This window comes from Citricoccus sp. K5 (assembly GCF_902506195.1).
In the GTDB taxonomy this organism is placed as follows: domain Bacteria; phylum Actinomycetota; class Actinomycetes; order Actinomycetales; family Micrococcaceae; genus Citricoccus.
Genome location: NZ_LR732817.1, coordinates 213714 through 233287 on the forward strand (window position 1 = coordinate 213714; position 19574 = coordinate 233287).

Sequence of the window (19574 nt, forward strand, 5' to 3'; positions counted from 1 at the left end):
AGCCTCCAGCACCGGTGCACCGGCGCTGACCCCCGAAAGGAACCCCACCATGACCAGCAGTTCTCCCTCCGACCGTTCCGCAGGCCGCCTCCTGGTGGTCGGGGCCCATTCCGCCGATTTCGTCTGGCGTGCGGCCGGTGCCGTCGCCACGTTCGTCCAGGCCGGCGGTGAGGCCAAGGTCGTCGCCCTGACCTACGGTGAGCGCGGCGAGTCCGGGGTCCTGTGGCAGGAGGAGGGCCAGACGGAGGAGAACGTCAAGCGCATCCGGCATGGGGAGGCCGAGCGCGCATCGCAGCACCTCGGCGCCTCCTTCGAGGCTTTCGATCTGGGCGACTACCCCCTGGTCAACGACCACCCGGACATCGAGCGGCTGGCAGACCTGATGCGCGAGTTCGCCCCGACCGTGGTGCTGACCCACCCGGACAAGGACCCCTTCAACCCGGACCACCCGGTGGCCTACGAGATGGTCCAGAAGGCTCGCCTGATGACCTCGGGGGCCGGCGTCGAGTCCGGGTTCAAGACCGCCCCGCCGAGTGAGTTCCTGGTCTTCGAGCCCCACCAGCCCGAGTTGTGCGGCTTCGTGCCGTCCGTCTTCGTGGACATCACCGCGGTCTTCGAGCAGAAGAAGGCGGCCATGGCCGAGATGAAGGCGCAGGCCTACCTGCAGACCTACTACGCCGAGCGAGCCGAGCACCGTGGCAACCATGCCCGCAAGGTCACCGGGAACAAGGAGATCCGCCAGGCCGAGGCGTTCATGCGCCTAGTGCCGAACGTGGTGGGGTCCCTGTGAGCGAGCTGGCTGAGTTGACCGAGGCAGAGCTGATCGGACGCTTCGCCGCCCTGCCGGTAGCCAACGTCGGTGACGCCATGGACCGCCTCAACGTGGTCGATTCCGGCATCCAGTCCGTGTGGCCTTCCGCCGGGATCCGGATGGTCGGCCGGGCCGTGCCCGTGACGGTGGCGGGCGGGGACAACCTTGGCATCCACGAGACCATCGACTCCCTGCAGCCCGGCGACGTGCTCGTGGTCAACGGCCAGGGCGCCACCCACCGCGCGCTGATCGGGGAGCTGATCGCCGGCCGGGCCATGGCCCGCGGTTGCGTCGGCTTTGTCCTGGACGCCTGCGTCCGGGACGCGGTGGATCTCGAGCAGATGCGGTTCCCGGTCTTCGCCCGAGGCACGACGCCGGCCGGCCCCTACCGCAACGGGCCGTTCGTGGGCGGGGTGGCGGCCGCCGTCGGGACCGTGGTGGTGCACCCGGGCGACCTGGTGCTCGGTGACGACGACGGGGTCGCGATCGTTCCCCGCGACCGTGCGGCAGAGGTCCTGGTCAAGGCCGAGGCCAAGCACGCTGCGGAGACGAAGCAGCGCGCCGAGATCGGGTTCTGAGGCGGGCCGCCCTCACGTTGAGTCTGGAGTGATTCACGCTTTCGGCCGCCGAAAACGTGAATCACTCCCGACTAAACCGGGGCGGCCGTCAGGGGAGCGGGTCCGCGGCCTCGGTGACGAGCTCGAGTTCCTCGGGGTCCGGCCAGGCGGTGATCGATTCGATGGCTGCCTCGTGGTCCACCGGGCTGTCCGGCCCGAACATCTCGTCGGCCAGCATGAGGGACACCGAGTCCAGCTGTCCGCCGTGGACCTGCAGCTCGATCTCGAACAGGGCGTCGCCGCGTTGGAACCGGGCCTTGACCGGCCAGGTCTGCGTCCGCGGGGTGATCCGCGGGGTGTCCGGGTGGACCACCAGGAAGGCGTCCGTCATGAACTCGGCGTCCTGCTGTATTGCCGTGCCCTGCTGCTCTGCCGTCTCCAGTTGAAGCCGCAACGCCTCGGTCCCGGGGATACCGGGCTGCAGCAGCACGTCCAGGATGGCCGCGACGGCGGGGTCGACGGGGCCGTGGCCGCCGTCCTCGGTGTACTCATCCGCGCCCCGCTGCAGCGCGCGCTGCAGGGCGCGGGCCTCGGCCCGGTCGGAGGCCCAGCCGGCCGCCACCATCGCCACCCCGACGCCGGCCATCCACCAGCGCGGGCGGCGCACCCCGCGATCGGCGAGCCAGTCCGTGATACGGGCGTCCAGTGCCTCGAACGGTTCGGCCAGGCCCAGAGAGAGGCCGCCGGCGGCCAGCGCCGCCGAACCGCGCCCAATGTCGACCAGGGGAATGAACTGTCCGCGGGGACCGTCGGTGTAGCGAGCGGGCATCCCCACCGTGGTGCCGACGGGCAGGGTGGCGGCGGTGTACGCGCCGGTGAGCGCCGCCGTCGTGATCCGGTAGGCGGCCTGGGCGCCGGGCCCCAGGTGCCGCGGCTCGATGAGCGTCAGCCCGCCGATGGCGGCGGCCGACGCCACGGCGAACGCGGAGCTGGTGGCCAGGCGGTTCACCGGGGCGCCGGCGACGAAACCAAAATCTCGGGACATGGTCCGAGCCTATGTGGTACGGGGTGGGTCAGGACTCCAGCCCCTCGTCCTGGTTCGGGGCGCCGTGCGGGTTGGCGGTGGTATCCGCGTCGTCGACCACGGGAGTGCCGTGGGTGTGGAAGGTGGGGATGGTCTTCATGCCCCAGGCCTGGCCCTTGGCGCGCTCGCCCTGGGACCAGGGGATCGGCTTCCAGTCCGGGGCAAGGATCAGGCGGGAGCCCTGGTTGGCCAGCTCGATCCGGTTGCCGCCCGGCTCCCACACGTAGAGGAAGAAGCCCTGTTGGATGGCGTGCTTGTAGGGGCCGTATTCGATGAAGATGCCGTTCTCCAGGAAGATGTCCGCGGCTTTGAGGATGTCCTCGCGCGTATCGGAGGCGAAGGCGAGGTGGTGCAGGCGGCCCGAGGTGCCCGTCCAGTCATCGGAGTAGACCATGTCGTAGGACTTCTGGCCGAAGGTGAACCAGTGGCCGCCCACGTCGCCGTCGTCAAGTTGGATGAACTCGGTGGTGTAGCCACCCATCACGTTCTCGGTGAAGTCGCAGACGCCGGCCATGTCCGCGGTCAGGTAGTTGATGTGGTCCAGGCGGCGGGCGTTGGCGCCGAAGCCGGGGAACTTGGCGGCCTGGTTCTTCAGGGCCGGCCGGTCGGTGTCATCGGCCTCGTACCACTCGGTGTCGAAGTAGACCTCCATCAGGTGCTGGTCCGGGTTGCGGTAGCGGAAGGTGCGGCCGCGGCCCATCTCGCCGTCCACCCAGCCCTCGCCCAACCCGGTCGCCTCGATGCGGGCCACCACGCGCTCGAGCGCCTCGGGGCTCTGGGCCCGCCAGGCGACGCGGCCCACGCCGGCGTGGGACTTGGCGGTGAGCTTGATGGAGTAGGGCTCGTAGTCGTCCCAGCAGTGCAGGTAGGCGGATTCCTCGCCGTTCTCGGTGGTGCGGCCGACCTCGCGCATGGCCAGCAGGTCCCGGAAGAACCCGAGGGACTCCTCGAACTTCGGGGTGTAGAGCTCGACGGTGGAGAGGTGGGCGATGTCGCGGATGCGTTCGGTCATGGACGGGCTCCTGTGGGGACGCGGTGCTGTGCGGATCGTGCTTCACGGATTTTGAACAAGATTGTCAACAAAATCATAGACAGTTTGTGTGGCTATGGCTACGGTCATAGGTATTCGACTCCATTGTGACCCATTCCACACTCGATCCAGGAGTAGCCGTGAAGTCATCTCGCCTGAGCCTGCTGTCCGCCCTCGCCGTCGCAGGGCTCGCCCTGACCGCCTGTTCCTCCGGGTCCCCGTCCGGGACGGGCGACACTCCGGCCTCCGGATCCGATGCGGCGGCCGGTGAACTCACCCAGGTCACGGTCGGGCTCGTTCCGCTGGCCGCCTCGATCGCCGTTGAATACGGCATCCAGGAGGGCATCTTCGAGAAGCACGGCCTCGACGTCGAGATCGCCCTCGCCAATGCCGGCGCCGCCATGCTGCCCGCTGTGTCCAACGGGCAGATGGACTTCGGGGTCGGAAACCCCTTGTCCGTCCTCACGGCCGTGGACCAGGGCCTGGACATGAAGATCGTGGCCGGATACTGCAACTCCGCGGACGAGGGGGAGGACACCTCGGGAGTCGTCACGCGGGTGGACTCCGGGATCGAGGACTACGGAGATCTGGCCGGTAAGACTACCTCTATCAACGCCCTGAGGACCTTGGGCGACCTCACGCTCATGGACCTGGCCGAACAGGGCGGCTCGGACCCCGCCGACGTGAAGTTCGCCGAGATGCCCTTCCAGGACATGCCGGCGCAGCTCGAGCAGGGCAACACGGACGCGATCTGGATCCCGGAGCCGTTCCTGACCACCGCGCTCGAGGATCCGGACAACGAGCTGCTCGGCTACTCGTTCCGTGATTCGATCGAGGGCATGCCGACCATGGTCACGTTCACCTCGGGCACCTTCGCCGAGGAGAACCCGGAGACCGTGGAGCAGTTCCAGGAGGCCATCACCGAGGCGCTCGCCGCCACGGACGAGAACAACGACGAGGCCAAGAAACTTCTGCCGGATTTCATGAACCTCCCCGAGGACGTGGCCACGGCCCTCAAGCTTGATGAGCTTGGAGGAGAGGTCCGCGAGGACCAGATCCAGGCCATCGGCGAGTTGGCCGTGAAGTACGGGTTCATCGACCAGGAACCCGATCTGGACGCCATGATCATCCAGTAGGACCGAGCACTCTCGACCAGCGCGGATATGGAAGAATAAGGGGTCGTTCGAACGCCACCCGGGGCAGCGGGTGAGCGCGGGGTCGTTGAGGCCGTCAGTCGCCGCGTCCGGACCACAGTGAGTGTTAATACAGCCGGGTCTCCTCCGCACCCACCGGCGCGGGAGCATCGGCGAACCACCGCCCAAGGATCCCACGTGAACTCTTCCGCACCTGCCCCTCAGCACGCCCCCGACCGTTTCGCTCCCACCGGCACCGGCCTCTATGCCATCTTCACGGCGATCATGGCCGTCGTGCTGATCCTGTCCAACCTCGGAGCCTCCAAGGGCGTGACCTTCGGACCCATCGTCACGGACGGCGGATTCTTCCTCTTCCCGTTGGCGTACATCATCGGGGACGTGGTCTCCGAGGTCTACGGATTCAAGGCCTCCCGGCGCGCCATCGTCACCACGTTCGCCCTCTCTGTCTTCGCCGCGCTCTGCTTCTGGGTCATCATCGCCCTGCCCGGCGCCGAGTGGTACGACGGCCAGGACGCCCTCGTCCGTACCCTGGCGCCCGTGCCCCTGATCGTGTTGGCTTCCCTGCTCGGCTTCCTCGTCGGTCAGCTGGCCAACTCCTGGCTCATGGTCCGCCTCAAGCGCCGCTCCGGCGAACGCCTGCTCTTCGGCCGGCTGGCAGTGTCGACGTTGGTCGGTGAGTTCCTGGATACCCTCGTGTTCTGCTCCATCGCCGCCGGCGTCATCGGGATCACGGACCTGCCGACCTTCCTCAACTACGTGCTGGTCGGCTTCGTGTTCAAGTCCGTCGTCGAGATCGTGCTCTCCCCGGTGACCATCTGGGTCATCGGCCGGGTCAAGAGGGCCGAGCCGGCCTACGCCACGGTTCCCGAGGCGTAGGGAGCCGAGACTTCACGCTGCCTCGGTCGCCGGGAAAACTGGGCTCATGGCCCACGCGAAGATGTACGACGACGGCGACCTCCACTTCCAGCGCGTCCGCGCCTTGGCCTTGACCCTCCCGGCGGCGGACATGAAGGTCTCCCACGGGAGGCCGGCGTTCTTCACCCAGAAGGTCTTCGCCTACTACGGGGCCTCGGTCAAGGACACGGGCAGCGCCCAGGAACGATCCGGTTCGACAGCCGCCGGGGACGGCTACGTCCAGCACCCGCAGGTGGTGGTGATCAGACCAGAGGAGGCCGACGTCTCGTTCCTGGAGCAGGATCCACGGGTCTTCCGGCCGGCCTATCTGGGGCCAGCGGGCTGGTTCGGCATCGACCTGGACGGGCTCGATCCGGCCCGGGACGAAGGATGGGATGAGATCGCCGAGTGGCTTGAGACGAGCTACCGGCTCACCGCAGCGGTGAAACTGGTCAGGGAACTTCCTCGGCGGGAATGAGCGCAGGGACGTCTCACCGCATCCCGCACGGGGAGTGAGGGAGATTTCGCGGCCCCGTGCAGGAACGGAAACACCGCAGAAACGCACTCTTCCTAGGTTGGGGGTATGCCCGGCCCCTCGCCCTTGGAGTGATGTCACATGTCCTATGTCAGCCCGCCAGACTTCGTGAAGCACATGGTGGACGCCGGTGAGTCCAAGGTCTTCATGTCCACCCGGGACACGCTGATCCGCTCGTTCATGGCCGGTGCCATCCTGGCGCTCGCCGCCGCGTTCGCCATCACCGTCACCGTGCAGAGCGGCAACGCACTCGTGGGTGCGTTGCTGTTCCCGGTCGGTTTCATCCTGATCTACCTGCTCGGCTTCGACCTGCTCACCGGTGTCTTCACCCTGGTCCCACTGGCGTGGATCGACAAGAGGCCCGGCGTGACCATCGGCGGCCTGCTGCGCAACTGGGGCCTGGTTTTCGTCGGCAACTTCGCCGGTGCCTTCTTGGTGGCCGTCATGATGGTGGTGACCATGACCTACGGCTTCCAGACCCCGCCGAACGAGGTGGCTCAGCAGATCGGCTCCATCGGCGAGGGAAGAACCGTCGGCTACGCCGAATACGGCGCGGGTGGCATGCTGACCCTCTTCATCCGTGGCGTGCTCTGCAACTGGATGGTCTCGACCGGTGTGGTCGCGGCCTTCCTGGCGAAGGACGTCGTGGGCAAGGCACTGATCATGTGGATGCCGGTCATGCTCTTCTTCTACATGGGATTCGAGCACTCCATCGTCAATATGTTCCTCTTCCCGGCGGGCCTCATGCTGGGCGGAGAGTTCTCCATCATGGACTACCTCGTCTGGAACGAGATCCCGACCGTGCTCGGCAACCTCGTGGGCGGCCTCTCCTTCGTGGGCCTGACCCTGTACGCCACTCACTACCGCACGGCAGCCAAGCGTCAGCCGAAGCTGCCGACGCTGTCCGACCATGTCGTGAGCCGCTGACCATGGACCCGATCATGCCCAAGGCGTACGCTGCCGATCTCGTCAACGCCGCCCGCATCCGTGCCGGCCTCACCTGGGCGGACCTCGCCGGCGCCCTCGGCGCCGCCCCGGTGTGGACCACGGCTGCGCTGCTGGGACAGCACCCGATGACGGCGGCCCAGGCCGACGTCGTGGTCGAGATGCTCGGTCTGGGGGACGACGTGGCCGAGAGCCTGCAGCAACAGCCGAACCGGGGCAGCGACCCGGCCGTGATGAACGATCCCACGATCTACCGGCTGATGGAGGCCCTGTCGGTCTACGGGCCGGCGCTGAAGGCGCTGATCCACGAGGAGTTCGGGGACGGCATCATGAGTGCCATCAACTTCAAGGTCAATCTCCACCGCCGTGCCGATCCGGATGGCGACCGCGTGGTCATCACCTTGGACGGCAAGTTCCTGGACTACCGCTGGTGACCGGAATGTCCCGGTCCGTCACCGGCCGTCACAGTCCGTCATCTGGGGCGGCCTCCAGCCATCGGGGCGGCATATCGGCAGTGAAGCGGGCCCAGATGACGCCAGTCCGCTGAACATGACCCGAGGCTTGGCGGCCGCGTGCTGACTGCCTAGGGTCAAGAACAGAATCACGAGATCCGGTGCTAAGCCCTGGCTGGCCGGACGGCAACCCTCTCACCGTAGTGGGGTGCTCCAGGTGATGATTCGGCCTCCGGGGACCACCGCGGGGCAAGTACGGCACCACCGTGAATGCAGATCTCGGCCACCAAGCCATGACGACGCAGTGTTCCGGGCCAACGCCATTCCGGTGTGCCATGGCTGACGGGGACACCCATGACGGACACCACCCACCTCGAACACCGCTCCGCGCTGACCAGACTGCCCACCTTCGAGGAACTGAGGGCGGCCATCGGCCCCTCCGGGCCCACGGACGCCCAGCTCGCCGAGCACTTCGCCCCGGTCTTCGCGGCCGTCGCCGCGGGAGCCGCCCAGCGTGAACTGGACCACGAGCTGGCCTTCGCGGCCATCGAGCACCTGCGCGGCGCGGGGTTCACGCGGGTGCGCCTGGGCCGGCGCTACGGCGGGATCGGGGCGAGCCTGCCCCAGCTGGCGGACCTGCTGGTGGACCTGGCCGCCGCGGACCCCAACCTGCCCCAGGCCCTGCACGGGCACTTCATGTTCACGGAGCAGCACGAGAACGAGTCCCAAGGGGCGGTCTCCGAGTGGTGGCTGGCCGAGGTGGCCGCCGGCAGGATCTTCGGCAACGCCCTCGTGGAACTGCCGCCGGCCGCCGGCAAGCGCCCCGTGCACTGGATCGACGCGGACCAGGACACCGTGCAGGCGGCCGCCGCCACGGGCACCACGGAGGTGGCCCGGATCAGCGGGGACAAGTTCTACTCCACCGGCGCGATCTTCGCGGACTACCTGCTGGTCTCCGCGGTCCGGCCCGGGCTCGAGGAGGATGGACCGGTCTTCGCGATCATCGACGCCCGTGATCCTGGTGTGCAGCGCATCGACGACTGGAACGGCTTCGGCCAGCGGCTCACCGCCTCCGGCACCACCATCCTGGACCACGTCCCCGTGCGGGCCCAGCGGACGCAGGAGTTCAACGTCCCCACGGGCGTTCTGGCCTACACCGTCCTGTGGATCGTGCTGGCGGCCACCCAGGCGGGGATCGGCGCCACCGCGCTGGCCGAGGTCACCGCGTTCGTCCGCGGCCGGCGTCGTACCTATGACCACGCGGTGGCGGAGACGCCGGCGGAGGACCCGCTGGTGCACCAGGTCATCGGTTCGGTCTCCGCGAAGGTGGGCTCGGCCCGGCACATCGTGCGGGGCGCCGCGGCCGTGGTGGAGGAGTCCTTCCTCCAGGTCAGGGGGCATACCGACCTGGAGGACCCGGTGGTGCTCCAGGCCCACGCCCGGGCCAACGTCGCGCTGTCCGAGGCGTCGCTCGTGGTGTCCGATCTGATTCTGGAGGCCACCAACCAGATCTTCGAGTCCGGCGGCGCATCGGCCACGGATGCCAGCCGGCAGCTGCACCAGCACTGGCTCAACGCCCGGACGATCGCCAGCCATACCCCGCTGATCTACCGCACCCAGGCCGTGGGCGACTACCGGATCAACGGCGTCATCCCGCCGTTTCACTCCACGGCCCGCAACTCCGCCGCCGCGGAGGCCGCCACCACGTCCACCACAGAAGGAGCATGATGACCACCACCGCCGAGCGCACCACCGCCTCCACCGGAAGCGAACCGTCCGGACAGGCATACCGTGCCGTCCGGGAGCAGCTGGCCCCGGTGTTCGCGGCCATCGCAGGCAGCGCCGCCGAACGGGAGGCCGAGCACATCATCGACCGCGACGCCGTCCGGCGGCTGGCCGCGGCGGGGTTCACCTCCCTGCGGGTGCCGGCGGAGTACGGCGGCGCCGGACTCTCCTTCGCGGAGCAGGCACACCTGATCGTGGAGCTGGCGGCGGCGGACTCAAACCTGGTCCAGGCCCTGCGTGCGCACCTGATCAACCAGGAGAACGTGCTGGGGCACCCGGACCCGGTGTCCCGGGATCGGTGGCTGCGCCGCCTCGGCGAGGGGGCCGTCGTCGGGAATGCCGTCACGGAGATCAACAACGCCGTGGGGGAGGGGACCACCACGCTGGTCCAGGACGCCGAGGGCACCTGGCGGCTCAACGGCACGAAGTACTACTCCACCGGAACGCTCTACGCCGACTGGATCATCGTGGCGGCCGTGGACGCCCACGGTGAGGAGATCGCCGCCACGGTGTCCGTGAACGCCCCGGGGATCACGAGGCTGGACGACTGGGACGGCTTCGGCCAGCAACTCACCGCGTCCGGCACCACGGTGTTCGAGAACACGCCGGTCGAGGCCGAGGAGGTCTACACCGGCGGCCTGGATGACGGCACCCGCGTTGCCACCGGCCAGGCCAGCTGGCAGTTCCTGCACCTCGCGGCGTTGACCGGCATCGCCGAGGCCATCGTGCGGGACGTCAGCGAGTACGTCCGCGGCCGGCGTCGTTCCTTCAGCCACGGGACCGCGGAGCTGCCGCGGGATGATGCCCAGGTGCTCCAGGTGGTCGGCGAGCTCTCCTCCGCCGCGTTCGCCGCGCGGGCCGCCTTCGACTCCGTGGTCTCCGCGCTGGGCGGCGTCCTCGAGCGGGAGGCCGCCGGTGAGGACCTGCCGGAGGAGGACACCAACGCCCTCTATGTCCGCGTCTACCAGGCCCAGCAGGTCATCGCGAAGAACGTCCTGGCCGCGGCCACGCACCTGTTCGAGGTGGGTGGCGCCTCGGCCCTGAGCCAGTCGAAGCGGCTGGACCGGCACTGGCGCAATGCCCGCGTGCTGGCCAACCACAACCCCCTGATCTACCGGTCCCGCCTCATCGGGGACTGGGAGGTCAACGCCACCCCGCCGGCCCGTTCCTACCGCATCGGCTCCGTGCCGAACGCCCAGTGAACCCGATCCCCGATCAGCATCCAGGAGACCCCATGAGCACCGAGAACACGCCCTCCCACACCGCCCCACGCCCCCTGCGCTTCAACGCGTTCGTCATGAACACCACCAGCCACATCCACCACGGCCAGTGGCGCCGCGAGGACGCCGGCCAGACCGAGTTCACGGACGTCAACACATGGATCAACCTCGCGAAGACCCTGGAGGCGGCCAAGTTCGACGCGATGTTCTTCGCGGACGTGGTGGGCCACTACGGCGACGCCGACGCGGACTACTCCGTGTACGTCAACGAGGGCCTGCAGATCCCGTCCAATGATCCGACCGTGCTGCTCGGGGCGCTCGCCGTGGTCACCGAGCACATCGGCCTGGCCACCACCTCGAACGTGTTCCAGTCCCACCCGTTCCAGTTCGCCCGCCAGCTCTCCACGCTGGACCACCTCTCCGGCGGCCGCATCGCCTGGAACATCGTCACGGGCACGCAGGACAACGGTTCGCGCAACTTCGGCCTGCCCCGGCTGACCGACCACGCCGAGCGCTACCGCTGGGCCGCGGAGTACATCGACGTCACCTACAAGCTGTGGGAGGGATCCTGGGACGAGGACGCGGTGGTGAAGGACCGCGCGGGTTCGCGCTACTCGGACCCGGAGAAGGTGCACAAGATCCACCACGTGGGCGAGCGCTACTCGGTGGAGGGCCCGCACCTGCCGTCTCCGTCCCCGCAGCGCACACCGGTGCTGTTCCAGGCCGGTTCCTCGGCCTCCGGCCGTGACTTCGCCGCCCGCAACGCCGAGGCGGTGTTCATCATCGCGGCCACCCCGGACGTGGCCCGCCAGCAGATCGAGGACACCCGGCGCCGCGCCGTCGAGGCCGGACGGTCCCCGGAGGACATCACGTTCTACCAGGGCGTGAGCTTCGTCATCGGGGACACCGAGGAGGAGGCCCAGCGCAAGCTGAAGGAGTATGAGGAGTACGCCTCGGTGGACGGCTACCTGGCCCATGCCGCCCTCGTGGACCCGGATGGCCGGGTCTATCCGCCCGAGACCCCGCTGAAGGACCTGGAGACCAACACCCAGAAGGGCTTCGCCGAGTGGACCTCCAAGGCCATCACGGACCGAGAGCCCGTGGTGGCGGACATCGCCTGGCGCAGCCATCGCAACAACCGCATCGTCGGCACCCCGGAGCAGATCGCCGACCAGCTGGAGGAATGGCAGGCGGCCGGCGTGGACGGCATCAACGTCATCAACTGGGTCATCCCCGGCTCCTTCGAGGAGTTCGCGGAGAAGGTCCTGCCGGTACTGCGCGCACGCGGCCTGGCCCAGTCCGAGTACGCTCCGGGCACCCTGCGCCAGAAGCTCTTCGGCCGCGACCGGCTCCCCGAGACCCACCCGGCCGCCCAGTATCGAGGTGCCTTCGCCCGCCTGGAAGAGACCGTGCCCGCCGGCGCCTGACCCCCGCGCCTCCTGGACACGAGAGCCGCCCACCGGCCCGAAAGGAACCCCATGAACACCCCACCCTCCCCGAACGCGCCCGAAAACCGTCCAGTCTCGGCGGGGCAGTCGGCCACCACCACGGCCAGGACCAAGACCAGAACCACGGCACGACGCCGGCCGGGCGCCCGCACCGCCGGTCTCGCCCTGGCCGTGGCGTCGGCCTTGGCCCTGTCCGCCTGCTCTTCCGGGGCAGGGGTGCCGGAGGAGCAGGCGGCGCTGACCGGCTCCGCCGCGGAGCCGGTCCAGGGCGGTGTCCTCGAGTACGGGCATCTCCAGGAGCCCAATTGCATCTTCGGCGGCTGGATCCAGGAGAACTTCACGGCCCGCCAGGTGCTGGACAATCTGGTCTCGGCCACGGAGGACGGCTCCGTGGTGCCGTGGATCGCCACCGACTGGTCGATCTCCGAGGACCGGACGGTGTGGACCCTGAACCTGCGCGATGACGTCCACTTCACGGACGGCACACGGTTGGACGCGGAGGCAGTGGCCTACAACTTCGACTACTGGTTGGACGGCGGCAACGGCACGGCGGCGGCCCATCTGGGCGGGTTCTACGACCACTCCGAGGTGGTGGATGCTGACACGGTGGAGATCCACCTCTCCGCCCCGTTCGCCCCGTTCCTGTCCACCCTCTCGCAGTCGTACTTCGGCCTGCAGTCGCCGACGGCGCTGCAGACCCGGACGGTGGAGGAGAACTGCACCGAACCGATCGGCTCCGGCCCCTTCACCGTCAAGGACTGGAAGCGGGGCGAGTACATCGAGTTCGAGCGCAATGAGGACTACGACTGGGCCCCGGAGAACGCGCGGCACCAGGGCCCGGCCCACCTGGAGGGCATCCGCTGGAACATCGTGCCGGACGGCACCTCGCGCTACGGCTCGCTGCTCGCCGGAGAGATGGACGCGATCGGCGAGATCCCCGCCGTCAACATCGCCGAGGCGCGCCAGCGGTATGACTTCACGCAGTACATCACCCCCGGCCGGCCCGTGGTCATCAACCTGAACACCGAACGGGGCATCTTCACCGACCAGGCGGTCCGCCAGGCCCTGAGCCACGCCACGGACCGCGAGGCGAACATCGAGTCGGCCTTCCTGGGCACCGTCCCGTTCGAACCCAGCGGGTACCTCTCCCAGTCCACGCCCGGCTATGACGCGGACGCGGCCCAGCAGTACCCCTTCGACCTGGAGAAGGCGAACGAGCTGCTGGACGGGGCCGGGTGGACCGGTCGCGCCGAGGACGGAACCCGGCTCAAGGACGGGCAGCGGCTGCAGGTGAAGATCGTCTACGGCCTGAACACCATCGTCACGCCGGACGGCAACACCGCCATCCAGAACTTCCAGGAACAGGCCCGGGCCGCCGGATTCGACATCGAACTGCGTCCACTCACCCCCTCCGAGAACTTCTCCGGTGCCTACTCCACCCCGGACAGCTATGACGGCAGCGTCGGGTACTGGACCAGCCCGCACGCCGGGATCCTCAACATCAACTACCGGCCCTCCACTGAGGAGGCGCCCAACGGGGCCAACACCACGTTCTTGGACAACGAGCAGGTGTTCACCACCATCCAGGAGGCCCTCCAGGCGCCCACGGCCGAGGAGGTCTCCGCGAAGTTCTCCGAGGCGCAGTATCAGCTCAGTGAGCTGGCCCCCGCGATCGGCCTGTATACGCAGACCAACACCCTGGCGGTCTCGGACCGGGTCAGCGGCCTGTGGCTCGAGCCCGCCCAGGGTGGGCCGATCTTCCACGACGCCCACTTCACCTCGGACGAGGCCCGGGACTCCTCCCAGGGCTTCTCCGCAGAGCACGCAGAGAACGAAGGCTGAGCCATGTCCGTCACCACCGGCACCCTCGACACCACTCTCGCCCCGCCCTCAAGTCCGGAGCCCGGCCCCGGGTCCGGCCCCGTCCGGCGCGGGCGCCCGGTCGCCTCGACCGCCGCGCTCATCGGGAAGAAAATCCTCGGCGCGCTGTTCGTCATCTGGGCCGCGGCCTCGATCACGTTCCTCATCCAGTCCCTGCTGCCCGGCGACCGCGCCACCCTCCTGTTGAACCAGCAGACGGGCCAGGTTCAGGAGCGCTCCGCCGAGGAACTGGCGCCGATCAACGAACAGTTCGGCTTCGACGATCCACTGCTCGTCCAGTACGTCACCTTCCTGGGCGGCCTGCTGCGCGGAGACCTGGGCACGTCCTACACCCTGTACCAGCCGGTCACCACCGTGATCGGGGACCAGATCGTCCCCACCCTGGTCCTGACGTTCACCGCCCTCGCCGTGGCCTGGGCCCTGGCGATCGTGCTGCTGCTGCTCACGGCCCGCCGCGCTCCCTGGGTGTCCCGGATCTTCTCCGGCCTCGAGTCCGCGGCGGCCGCCCTGCCGCAGTACTGGCTGGGCATCATCCTGCTCGTGGTGTTCTCCCTGTGGCTGGGACTCTTTCCCGTGGTCTCGGGCAGTGGCACGGCCGGCCTGGTGCTGCCGGCGCTGACCCTCGGCATCCCGCTGGCCGGCTTCCTCGCCCAGGTGATGCGCGCCGAGTTCGAGCGGACCTTGGATGAACCGTTCGTCCTCACCGCCCGGGCCCGCGGCATGTCCGACGGCGGCGTGCGGCTGCGCCACGTGCTGCGCCACTCGCTGTTGCCCGGTCTCAGCCTGACCGGCTGGGCGGTGGGAGCCCAGTTCTCCGCCGCCGTGATCGCCGAGAACGTCTTCGCCCGGCCCGGCCTCGGCCGGGTCCTGGTCACCGCCGTCAACGGCCGTGACCTGCCCGTGGTCTGCGGCGTGGTCATGCTCGTGGCCCTCGTCTACGTGATCACCAACCTGATCGTGGACACCGCCTACATCCTCGTGGACCCCCGACTGAAGGAGGCAGCATGACCGCCCAGACCCAGCCCCACATCACAGCGGACGCCGGCCCCACCGGTGGGGTGCCCACCGCGCCTCACCCGGCCGGGCCGTCGTCGTCCATCACCGGGCCGGTCGGGGGCCGTCCCTCGGTCTGGCGACGGGTCCCGGTCACCGTGTGGATCGCCGGGGTGTTCGCGGGACTGCTGGTCCTCGCCGCGTTCGCCCCCGGGGTCCTCGCCACCCATGATCCGCGCGCCATCACCTTGGACAGCCCGCTGGCCGCACCCAGCTGGGAGCACTGGTTCGGCACGGACCAGTCGGGCCGGGACCTGTACTCGAGGATCGTGCACGGCACCGCCCAATCCCTGTTGATCGGACTGGGTTCCGCGGCCGTGGGCGTGGGGCTCGCCGTGGTCTTCGGGTCCTGGGCGGCACTGGGCGGACGCTGGGCGGACGCCGTGATCGGCCGGGCGATCGAGGTCCTCTTCGCCTTCCCCATCCTGCTGCTGGCCATGGTGTTCATCGCCGTCTACGGGCCCTCGGTGCAGACTTTGATCCTTGCGGTCGGGCTCGGGATCGCCCCCGGCTATGCACGCATGGTCCGGGCCCAGGTGATGAGCGTCCGGCGGTCCGGCTACGTCCAGGCGGCACAGGCCCTGGGGCACCACCCCGGCCGGGTCCTGGCGCAGCACATCCTGCCGAACGCCCTGCGGCCCCTGTTGGCGGTCCTCACCCTCGGCATCGGCCAGTCCATCGTCTGGGCTTCCGGCCTGGCGTTCCTCGGCTTCGGGGTGGCCCCGCCCTCGCCCGAGTGGGGTGCCCTGCTGGAGGCCGGCCGGCCCTACATCATCGAGGCCTGGTGGCTGGAGATCATCCCGGGCCTGGCCGTGTTGGCCACCGCCCTGACCGCCACCGTCCTCGGCAAGTTCGTGGAGTCCACCCTAGAAGGAGAACGCTGATGACCACCTTGACTCACACCGCCACGCCCCTCCTGACGGACCCGGCCTCTGAGGCCGGCGCCGCCGGAGCAGCTCCCCGCCCCCTGGCCGAGGTGGAGAACCTCAACGTCTGGTTCTCGGACGCCCACGGCCGCCGCAGCCACGTGGTGCATGACGTCTCCGTGCAGATCCAACCCGGCGAGTGCGTGGCGATCATCGGCGAATCCGGCTCCGGGAAGTCCGTCACCGCCCGGACCCTCATCGGCCTGACCGGGCCCAGCTCCCACGTGCAGGCGGACACGGCCACCGCCCTGGGCCGGGACATCCAGACACTGCGGGACACGGACTGGCGATCCATCCGTGGCAAGGACATCGGCTTCATCCTGCAGGACGCCCTCGTCTCCCTGGACCCACTGCGCACCGTGGGAGCGGAGATCGGTGAATCCCTGCGCCTGCACGGCGTGCTGGACCGTGCGGAGCGGGCCTCCCGGGTGGAACAGCTGCTCGCGGAGGTCGGCGTCCCGGAGCCGGGCCTGGTGGCAGGCCAGCGACCGGACCAGCTCTCCGGTGGCCTGCGCCAGCGCGCCCTGATCGCCTCGGCCATCGCCAACCACCCGTCCCTGGTGGTGGCGGACGAACCGACCACCGCCCTCGACGTCACCGTCCAGGCCCAGGTCCTGGACCTGCTGGCCCAGCGCAAGGCGGACGGCACCGCGATCCTGCTGATCAGCCACGACTTCTCGGTGGTGGGACGGCTGGCCGACCGGGTGCTGGTGATGCAGGGCGGCTGGATCGTGGAGTCAGGGACCGCGGCCGAGGTCCTGGAGAACCCGCAGCACCCCTACACCCGCCAGCTGCTGGACGCCGTGCCATCCGGGCACACCCGCGGCGAGTACCTCACCGAAGAGGGCCGGGCTCGGGCCGCTGAGCGGTCAGGGGCCGGTGCTGCGGCCGTGACCGGAGAAACGGTACCGGCGGCTGAGGCTCCGGCCGTGCTGTCCGCCCGCGGGCTGACCAAGTCCTACCGGGGGCCGGACGGCCGGGACCGCACCGTGGTGCGGGACGTCTCCTTCGACGTGCGCGCCGGGCGGACCCTCGGGATCGTGGGGGAGTCCGGCTCCGGCAAGTCCACCACGGCGTCCATGGCCCTGGGCTTCATCGCCCCGGACGCCGGTACCGTCCTGCTGGACGGCCAGCCTTGGAGCGAGCTGTCCCTGGCCGGGAGGAGGTCCCGCCGCCGCGAGGTGACCGTGGTCTACCAGGACCCGCTGAGCTCCTTCGACCCGCGGTGGAGCGGCGAGCGGATCCTCACGGACGCGCTCGACGCCGGCGCGGCCCCCGGGGCGTTCGCCTCGTCGCGGGCGCGGCGGGCCCACCGGCAGGAACAGTCCGAGCGGGCGGCGCAGCTGGCCCGCGTGGTCGGACTGGCCCCGGAGCACTTGGCCAAGCACCCGCTGCGTCTCTCCGGGGGCCAACGGCAGCGGCTCTCGATCGCCCGGGCGCTGGCCCCGGAGCCGAAGGTCGTGGTGCTGGACGAGGCCGTCTCCGCCCTGGACGTCTCGGTGCAGGCCCAGGTGCTGGACCTGCTCTCCGAACTGCAGGAGACCCTCGGGACCACCTACCTGTTCATCTCCCACGACCTCGGGGTGATCCACCACATGAGTGACGAGATCCTGGTGATGAAGGACGGGGTTGCCGTGGAGCACGGAGACGCCGACCGCGTGTTCGAGGCCCCGGAGCACGACTACACGAGGACCCTGCTGGGCTCCCTGCAGGCGCTTTCGACCAAGGTCCTCTGAAGCGTTCAGTCGATCCGGGCGGAGACGTTCCAGATGTCGATGGTGGACACCTCACCGGGCTGCTTGCCGGTGATCGCATCGATGCGCGCCAGCTCCTCGTCCGTGAACGCCGTGTTGGCCAGGGCGCCCAGGTTCTCGTCAAGCTGGCCCGTCGAGGAGGCGCCCAGCAGCACCGAGGTCACGCCGCCCTCGCGCAGCAGCCACGAGATCGCGAGCTGGGCCAGGGACTGCCCGCGCTCGCCGGCCAGCTCGTTCAGCGCCCGGGCCGTCGCGAGGTTCTCCTCCGTCAGGTGACCACTCAGGGAGGTGCGGCCGCCGGAGGGGACGGCGCCGTCGCCCCGCAGGTACTTGTCCGTCAGCAGGCCCTGGGCCAGCGGAGTGAAGGCGATGGACCCCATGCCCTGCTCCTGCAGGGTCTGCAGGAGGCCGTCCTCCACCCAGCGGTTGAGCAGGGAGTAGGCGGGCTGGTGGATCACCAGCGGGGTGCCCAGCTCCCGGGCGATGCGCTGGGCCTCGACCGTGCGCTCGGGGGAGTAGGAGGACAGGCCCACGTAGAGCGCCTTGCCCTGGGTGACCAGGGTGTGCAGGGCGCCGATGGTCTCCTCCAGGGGCGTGTCCGCGTCCGCGCGGTGGGAGTAGAACAGGTCCACGTAGTCCAGGCCCATCCGCTGCAGGGAGGCGTCCGCGGAGGCCAGGATGTACTTGCGGGAGCCCAGGTTGCCGTACGGCCCGGGCCACATGTTCCAGCCCGCCTTCGAGGAGATGATCAGCTCGTCCCGGTAGCGGCCCAGGTCCTTGGCCAGGACCCGGCCGAAGTTCTCCTCGGCGGATCCGGCGGGCGGCCCGTAGTTGTTGGCCAGGTCGAAGTGCGTGATGCCGCGGTCGAAGGCATGGGTCAGGATCTCCCGCTGGGTGGAGAAGGGACGGTTGTCCCCGAAGTTCCACCACAGTCCCAGGCTGATCGGCGGCAGCGCGAGGCCCGTGGCGCCGACCCGGCGGTAGCCGGTGGACTCATAGCGGTCCGCCGCCGCCACGTAGGGGGCGTGGTGTTCGGGCGTGGGCACGGGGCGGATCTCACCGGTGTTCATGCAGTTCCTCCAAGACGTTGGTCGGTCCTCTACCGTGGAGCACTGTACGCCCCGGATGGCAGGCTGGGGACATGAGCGAAACACAGGGCCATCCGGCCGTCATCGGTGAACCCTCTGCCCGGTTCGAGCGGGACGGTCCGGGCTGCTGGGCCATCGTGGAGGTGGCCGTCCCCGGAACCGCCGAGGAGGTCTGGGAGTCCGTCGCCACCGGCCCCGGCTACCGCCGCTGGTTCGTCGAGGCGGAGCTGGAGCCCCGCTTGGGCGGCGCCCTGGTCACCCACCATGGCGACTTCGGCGACTCCGAGGGCACCATCACCGCCTGGGATCCGCCCCACCGCTACGCGTACGTGGAACCCGACTGGATGGGCGAGGGCACCCCGGTCCCGGACTGGGCCACCGAGGTCACCCTTCAACCCGTGCCCGACGACGGCCCGCCGGCCACCCTCGTCCGGCTCACCAGTGGCGTGGCCACCGAGGCGGACACCTGGGGCGAGGACATCGAGGGCACGCTGCCCGGCTGGCGGTCCGCGCTGCGGCTGCTCGCCGAGTTCCACGCCCATTTCGCCGGGCGGGAGACCGCCCAGGCCCTGGTGATGCGCGAGGTCCCGGCGGGGCACCGGCTGACGGTGCTGCTGGGACTGGACCGGGCCGTCGTCGGGAAGCAGGCCACCGCCCGCGCCGAGGCCGGCGGCCGGCACCTCGCGGTGACCGGCACGGTGATCGAGGCGAGCAGCGGCCCGGACGGGGAGGGGCCGAGCCAGCAGGACTCGGTGGTGCTGCGGGCGACCGACGGGTCCGGCGGGATCACACCGGGCGTCTACGAGTTCGGCACCATGCAGTATGGCGAGACCCGGATGTCCGTGGTGCGCGCTTACCTCCACGTCCCCGCCGGTGCGGGCCCGGATGCCGCGGCGGCGGCCCGGGCCGTAGAGCACGACTGGGCCGCCGCCCTCGACGCGCTCCTGGCGTGAGCGC

General features: G+C 69.6%; 18 protein-coding genes and 1 riboswitch. Of the genes, 15 read left to right on the plus strand and 3 right to left on the minus strand.

Going from position 1 to position 19574, the window contains the following annotated elements; genetic code table 11:
* The first annotated feature begins 49 nt into the window (after positions 1–49).
* Positions 50–790 carry a PIG-L deacetylase family protein gene (locus BOSE125_RS00955; RefSeq protein WP_159548793.1) on the plus strand — a complete coding sequence of 247 codons (741 nt, stop codon included), beginning with the start codon at positions 50–52 and terminating at the stop codon, positions 788–790.
* On the plus strand, positions 787–1389 hold the full coding sequence (locus tag BOSE125_RS00960; RefSeq protein WP_236557750.1) for an RraA family protein: 603 nt from the start codon (positions 787–789) through the stop codon (positions 1387–1389). The genes BOSE125_RS00955 and BOSE125_RS00960 overlap by 4 nt, the downstream gene beginning before the upstream one ends.
* A gap of 88 nt (positions 1390–1477) precedes the next feature.
* Here the strand turns inward: BOSE125_RS00960 and BOSE125_RS00965 are convergent, their stop codons facing one another.
* A complete protein-coding gene (locus BOSE125_RS00965; RefSeq protein WP_159548796.1) occupies positions 1478–2413 on the minus strand; it encodes a hypothetical protein in 936 nt (311 codons plus the stop codon).
* A 28-nt stretch (positions 2414–2441) separates the two neighbouring features.
* Entirely contained in the window at positions 2442–3464 is a 1023-nt protein-coding gene (locus BOSE125_RS00970) for a VOC family protein (RefSeq protein WP_159548798.1), read from the minus strand.
* A gap of 158 nt (positions 3465–3622) precedes the next feature.
* Here BOSE125_RS00970 and BOSE125_RS00975 point away from each other — a divergent pair, with 158 nt between their 5' ends.
* The 12 genes from BOSE125_RS00975 to BOSE125_RS01030 all read left to right on the plus strand — a co-directional run bounded on the left by BOSE125_RS00975 (position 3623) and on the right by BOSE125_RS01030 (position 17511).
* Complete coding sequence (locus BOSE125_RS00975; RefSeq protein WP_159548801.1) at positions 3623–4618, plus strand: ABC transporter substrate-binding protein; 996 nt, start codon at positions 3623–3625, stop codon at positions 4616–4618.
* A 195-nt stretch (positions 4619–4813) separates the two neighbouring features.
* Positions 4814–5512 (plus strand): queuosine precursor transporter, encoded by a 699-nt coding sequence (locus BOSE125_RS00980; protein WP_159548804.1) that lies wholly within the window; start codon positions 4814–4816, stop codon positions 5510–5512.
* Between the two features lie 46 nt (positions 5513–5558).
* A complete protein-coding gene (locus tag BOSE125_RS00985; RefSeq protein ID WP_159548807.1) occupies positions 5559–6008 on the plus strand; it encodes an MmcQ/YjbR family DNA-binding protein in 450 nt (149 codons plus the stop codon).
* A gap of 138 nt (positions 6009–6146) precedes the next feature.
* Positions 6147–6992 carry a formate/nitrite transporter family protein gene (locus BOSE125_RS00990; RefSeq protein ID WP_159548810.1) on the plus strand — a complete coding sequence of 282 codons (846 nt, stop codon included), beginning with the start codon at positions 6147–6149 and terminating at the stop codon, positions 6990–6992.
* A 14-nt stretch (positions 6993–7006) separates the two neighbouring features.
* On the plus strand, positions 7007–7444 hold the full coding sequence (gene cynS / locus BOSE125_RS00995) for a cyanase (protein ID WP_236557751.1): 438 nt from the start codon (positions 7007–7009) through the stop codon (positions 7442–7444).
* Between the two features lie 165 nt (positions 7445–7609).
* Positions 7610–7724, plus strand: a riboswitch (SAM riboswitch).
* Positions 7725–7816: 92 nt separating this feature from the next.
* Positions 7817–9190: an acyl-CoA dehydrogenase gene (locus BOSE125_RS01000; protein WP_159548816.1), complete on the plus strand. Its 1374-nt coding sequence runs from the start codon at positions 7817–7819 to the stop codon at positions 9188–9190.
* Positions 9187–10449: an acyl-CoA dehydrogenase family protein gene (locus BOSE125_RS01005; protein WP_159548819.1), complete on the plus strand. Its 1263-nt coding sequence runs from the start codon at positions 9187–9189 to the stop codon at positions 10447–10449. Before BOSE125_RS01000 ends, BOSE125_RS01005 begins: the two co-directional genes overlap by 4 nt.
* Positions 10450–10481: 32 nt before the next feature.
* Positions 10482–11894, plus strand: coding sequence for an LLM class flavin-dependent oxidoreductase (locus tag BOSE125_RS01010; protein ID WP_159548822.1), 1413 nt, complete (start codon positions 10482–10484; stop codon positions 11892–11894).
* A gap of 51 nt (positions 11895–11945) precedes the next feature.
* Positions 11946–13757: an ABC transporter substrate-binding protein gene (locus BOSE125_RS01015; protein WP_159548825.1), complete on the plus strand. Its 1812-nt coding sequence runs from the start codon at positions 11946–11948 to the stop codon at positions 13755–13757.
* Positions 13758–13760: 3 nt separating this feature from the next.
* Positions 13761–14804, plus strand: coding sequence for an ABC transporter permease (locus tag BOSE125_RS01020; RefSeq protein WP_159548828.1), 1044 nt, complete (start codon positions 13761–13763; stop codon positions 14802–14804).
* A complete protein-coding gene (locus tag BOSE125_RS01025) occupies positions 14801–15733 on the plus strand; it encodes an ABC transporter permease (protein WP_159548831.1) in 933 nt (310 codons plus the stop codon). Before BOSE125_RS01020 ends, BOSE125_RS01025 begins: the two co-directional genes overlap by 4 nt.
* Positions 15733–17511 carry an ABC transporter ATP-binding protein gene (locus BOSE125_RS01030; RefSeq protein ID WP_159548834.1) on the plus strand — a complete coding sequence of 593 codons (1779 nt, stop codon included), beginning with the start codon at positions 15733–15735 and terminating at the stop codon, positions 17509–17511. Before BOSE125_RS01025 ends, BOSE125_RS01030 begins: the two co-directional genes overlap by 1 nt.
* Before the next feature lie 5 nt (positions 17512–17516).
* Here the strand turns inward: BOSE125_RS01030 and BOSE125_RS01035 are convergent, their stop codons facing one another.
* Positions 17517–18599, minus strand: a complete 1083-nt coding sequence (locus BOSE125_RS01035) for an aldo/keto reductase (RefSeq protein WP_159548837.1) — start codon at positions 18597–18599, stop codon at positions 17517–17519.
* A 71-nt stretch (positions 18600–18670) separates the two neighbouring features.
* Between BOSE125_RS01035 and BOSE125_RS01040 the strand changes: the two genes are divergently transcribed.
* Complete coding sequence (locus BOSE125_RS01040) at positions 18671–19570, plus strand: SRPBCC domain-containing protein (protein ID WP_159548840.1); 900 nt, start codon at positions 18671–18673, stop codon at positions 19568–19570.
* Positions 19571–19574 lie beyond the last annotated feature (4 nt).

What these genes read in the sequence shown, in the direction of transcription:
- BOSE125_RS01005 (WP_159548819.1), top strand. Translation starts at nt 9,187, where the DNA reads ATGATGACCACCACCGCCGAGCGCACCACCGCCTCCACCGGAAGCGAA.
- BOSE125_RS01000 (WP_159548816.1), top strand. Translation starts at nt 7,817, where the DNA reads ATGACGGACACCACCCACCTCGAACACCGCTCCGCGCTGACCAGACTG.
- BOSE125_RS01010 (WP_159548822.1), top strand. Translation starts at nt 10,482, where the DNA reads ATGAGCACCGAGAACACGCCCTCCCACACCGCCCCACGCCCCCTGCGC.
- BOSE125_RS01030 (WP_159548834.1), top strand. Translation starts at nt 15,733, where the DNA reads ATGACCACCTTGACTCACACCGCCACGCCCCTCCTGACGGACCCGGCC.
- BOSE125_RS00990 (WP_159548810.1), top strand. Translation starts at nt 6,147, where the DNA reads ATGTCCTATGTCAGCCCGCCAGACTTCGTGAAGCACATGGTGGACGCC.
- BOSE125_RS00970 (WP_159548798.1), bottom strand. Translation starts at nt 3,464, where the DNA reads ATGACCGAACGCATCCGCGACATCGCCCACCTCTCCACCGTCGAGCTC.
- BOSE125_RS01035 (WP_159548837.1), bottom strand. Translation starts at nt 18,599, where the DNA reads ATGAACACCGGTGAGATCCGCCCCGTGCCCACGCCCGAACACCACGCC.
- BOSE125_RS00985 (WP_159548807.1), top strand. Translation starts at nt 5,559, where the DNA reads ATGGCCCACGCGAAGATGTACGACGACGGCGACCTCCACTTCCAGCGC.
- BOSE125_RS00965 (WP_159548796.1), bottom strand. Translation starts at nt 2,413, where the DNA reads ATGTCCCGAGATTTTGGTTTCGTCGCCGGCGCCCCGGTGAACCGCCTG.
- cynS (WP_236557751.1), top strand. Translation starts at nt 7,007, where the DNA reads ATGCCCAAGGCGTACGCTGCCGATCTCGTCAACGCCGCCCGCATCCGT.
- BOSE125_RS01015 (WP_159548825.1), top strand. Translation starts at nt 11,946, where the DNA reads ATGAACACCCCACCCTCCCCGAACGCGCCCGAAAACCGTCCAGTCTCG.
- BOSE125_RS00955 (WP_159548793.1), top strand. Translation starts at nt 50, where the DNA reads ATGACCAGCAGTTCTCCCTCCGACCGTTCCGCAGGCCGCCTCCTGGTG.
- BOSE125_RS01025 (WP_159548831.1), top strand. Translation starts at nt 14,801, where the DNA reads ATGACCGCCCAGACCCAGCCCCACATCACAGCGGACGCCGGCCCCACC.
- BOSE125_RS01040 (WP_159548840.1), top strand. Translation starts at nt 18,671, where the DNA reads ATGAGCGAAACACAGGGCCATCCGGCCGTCATCGGTGAACCCTCTGCC.
- BOSE125_RS01020 (WP_159548828.1), top strand. Translation starts at nt 13,761, where the DNA reads ATGTCCGTCACCACCGGCACCCTCGACACCACTCTCGCCCCGCCCTCA.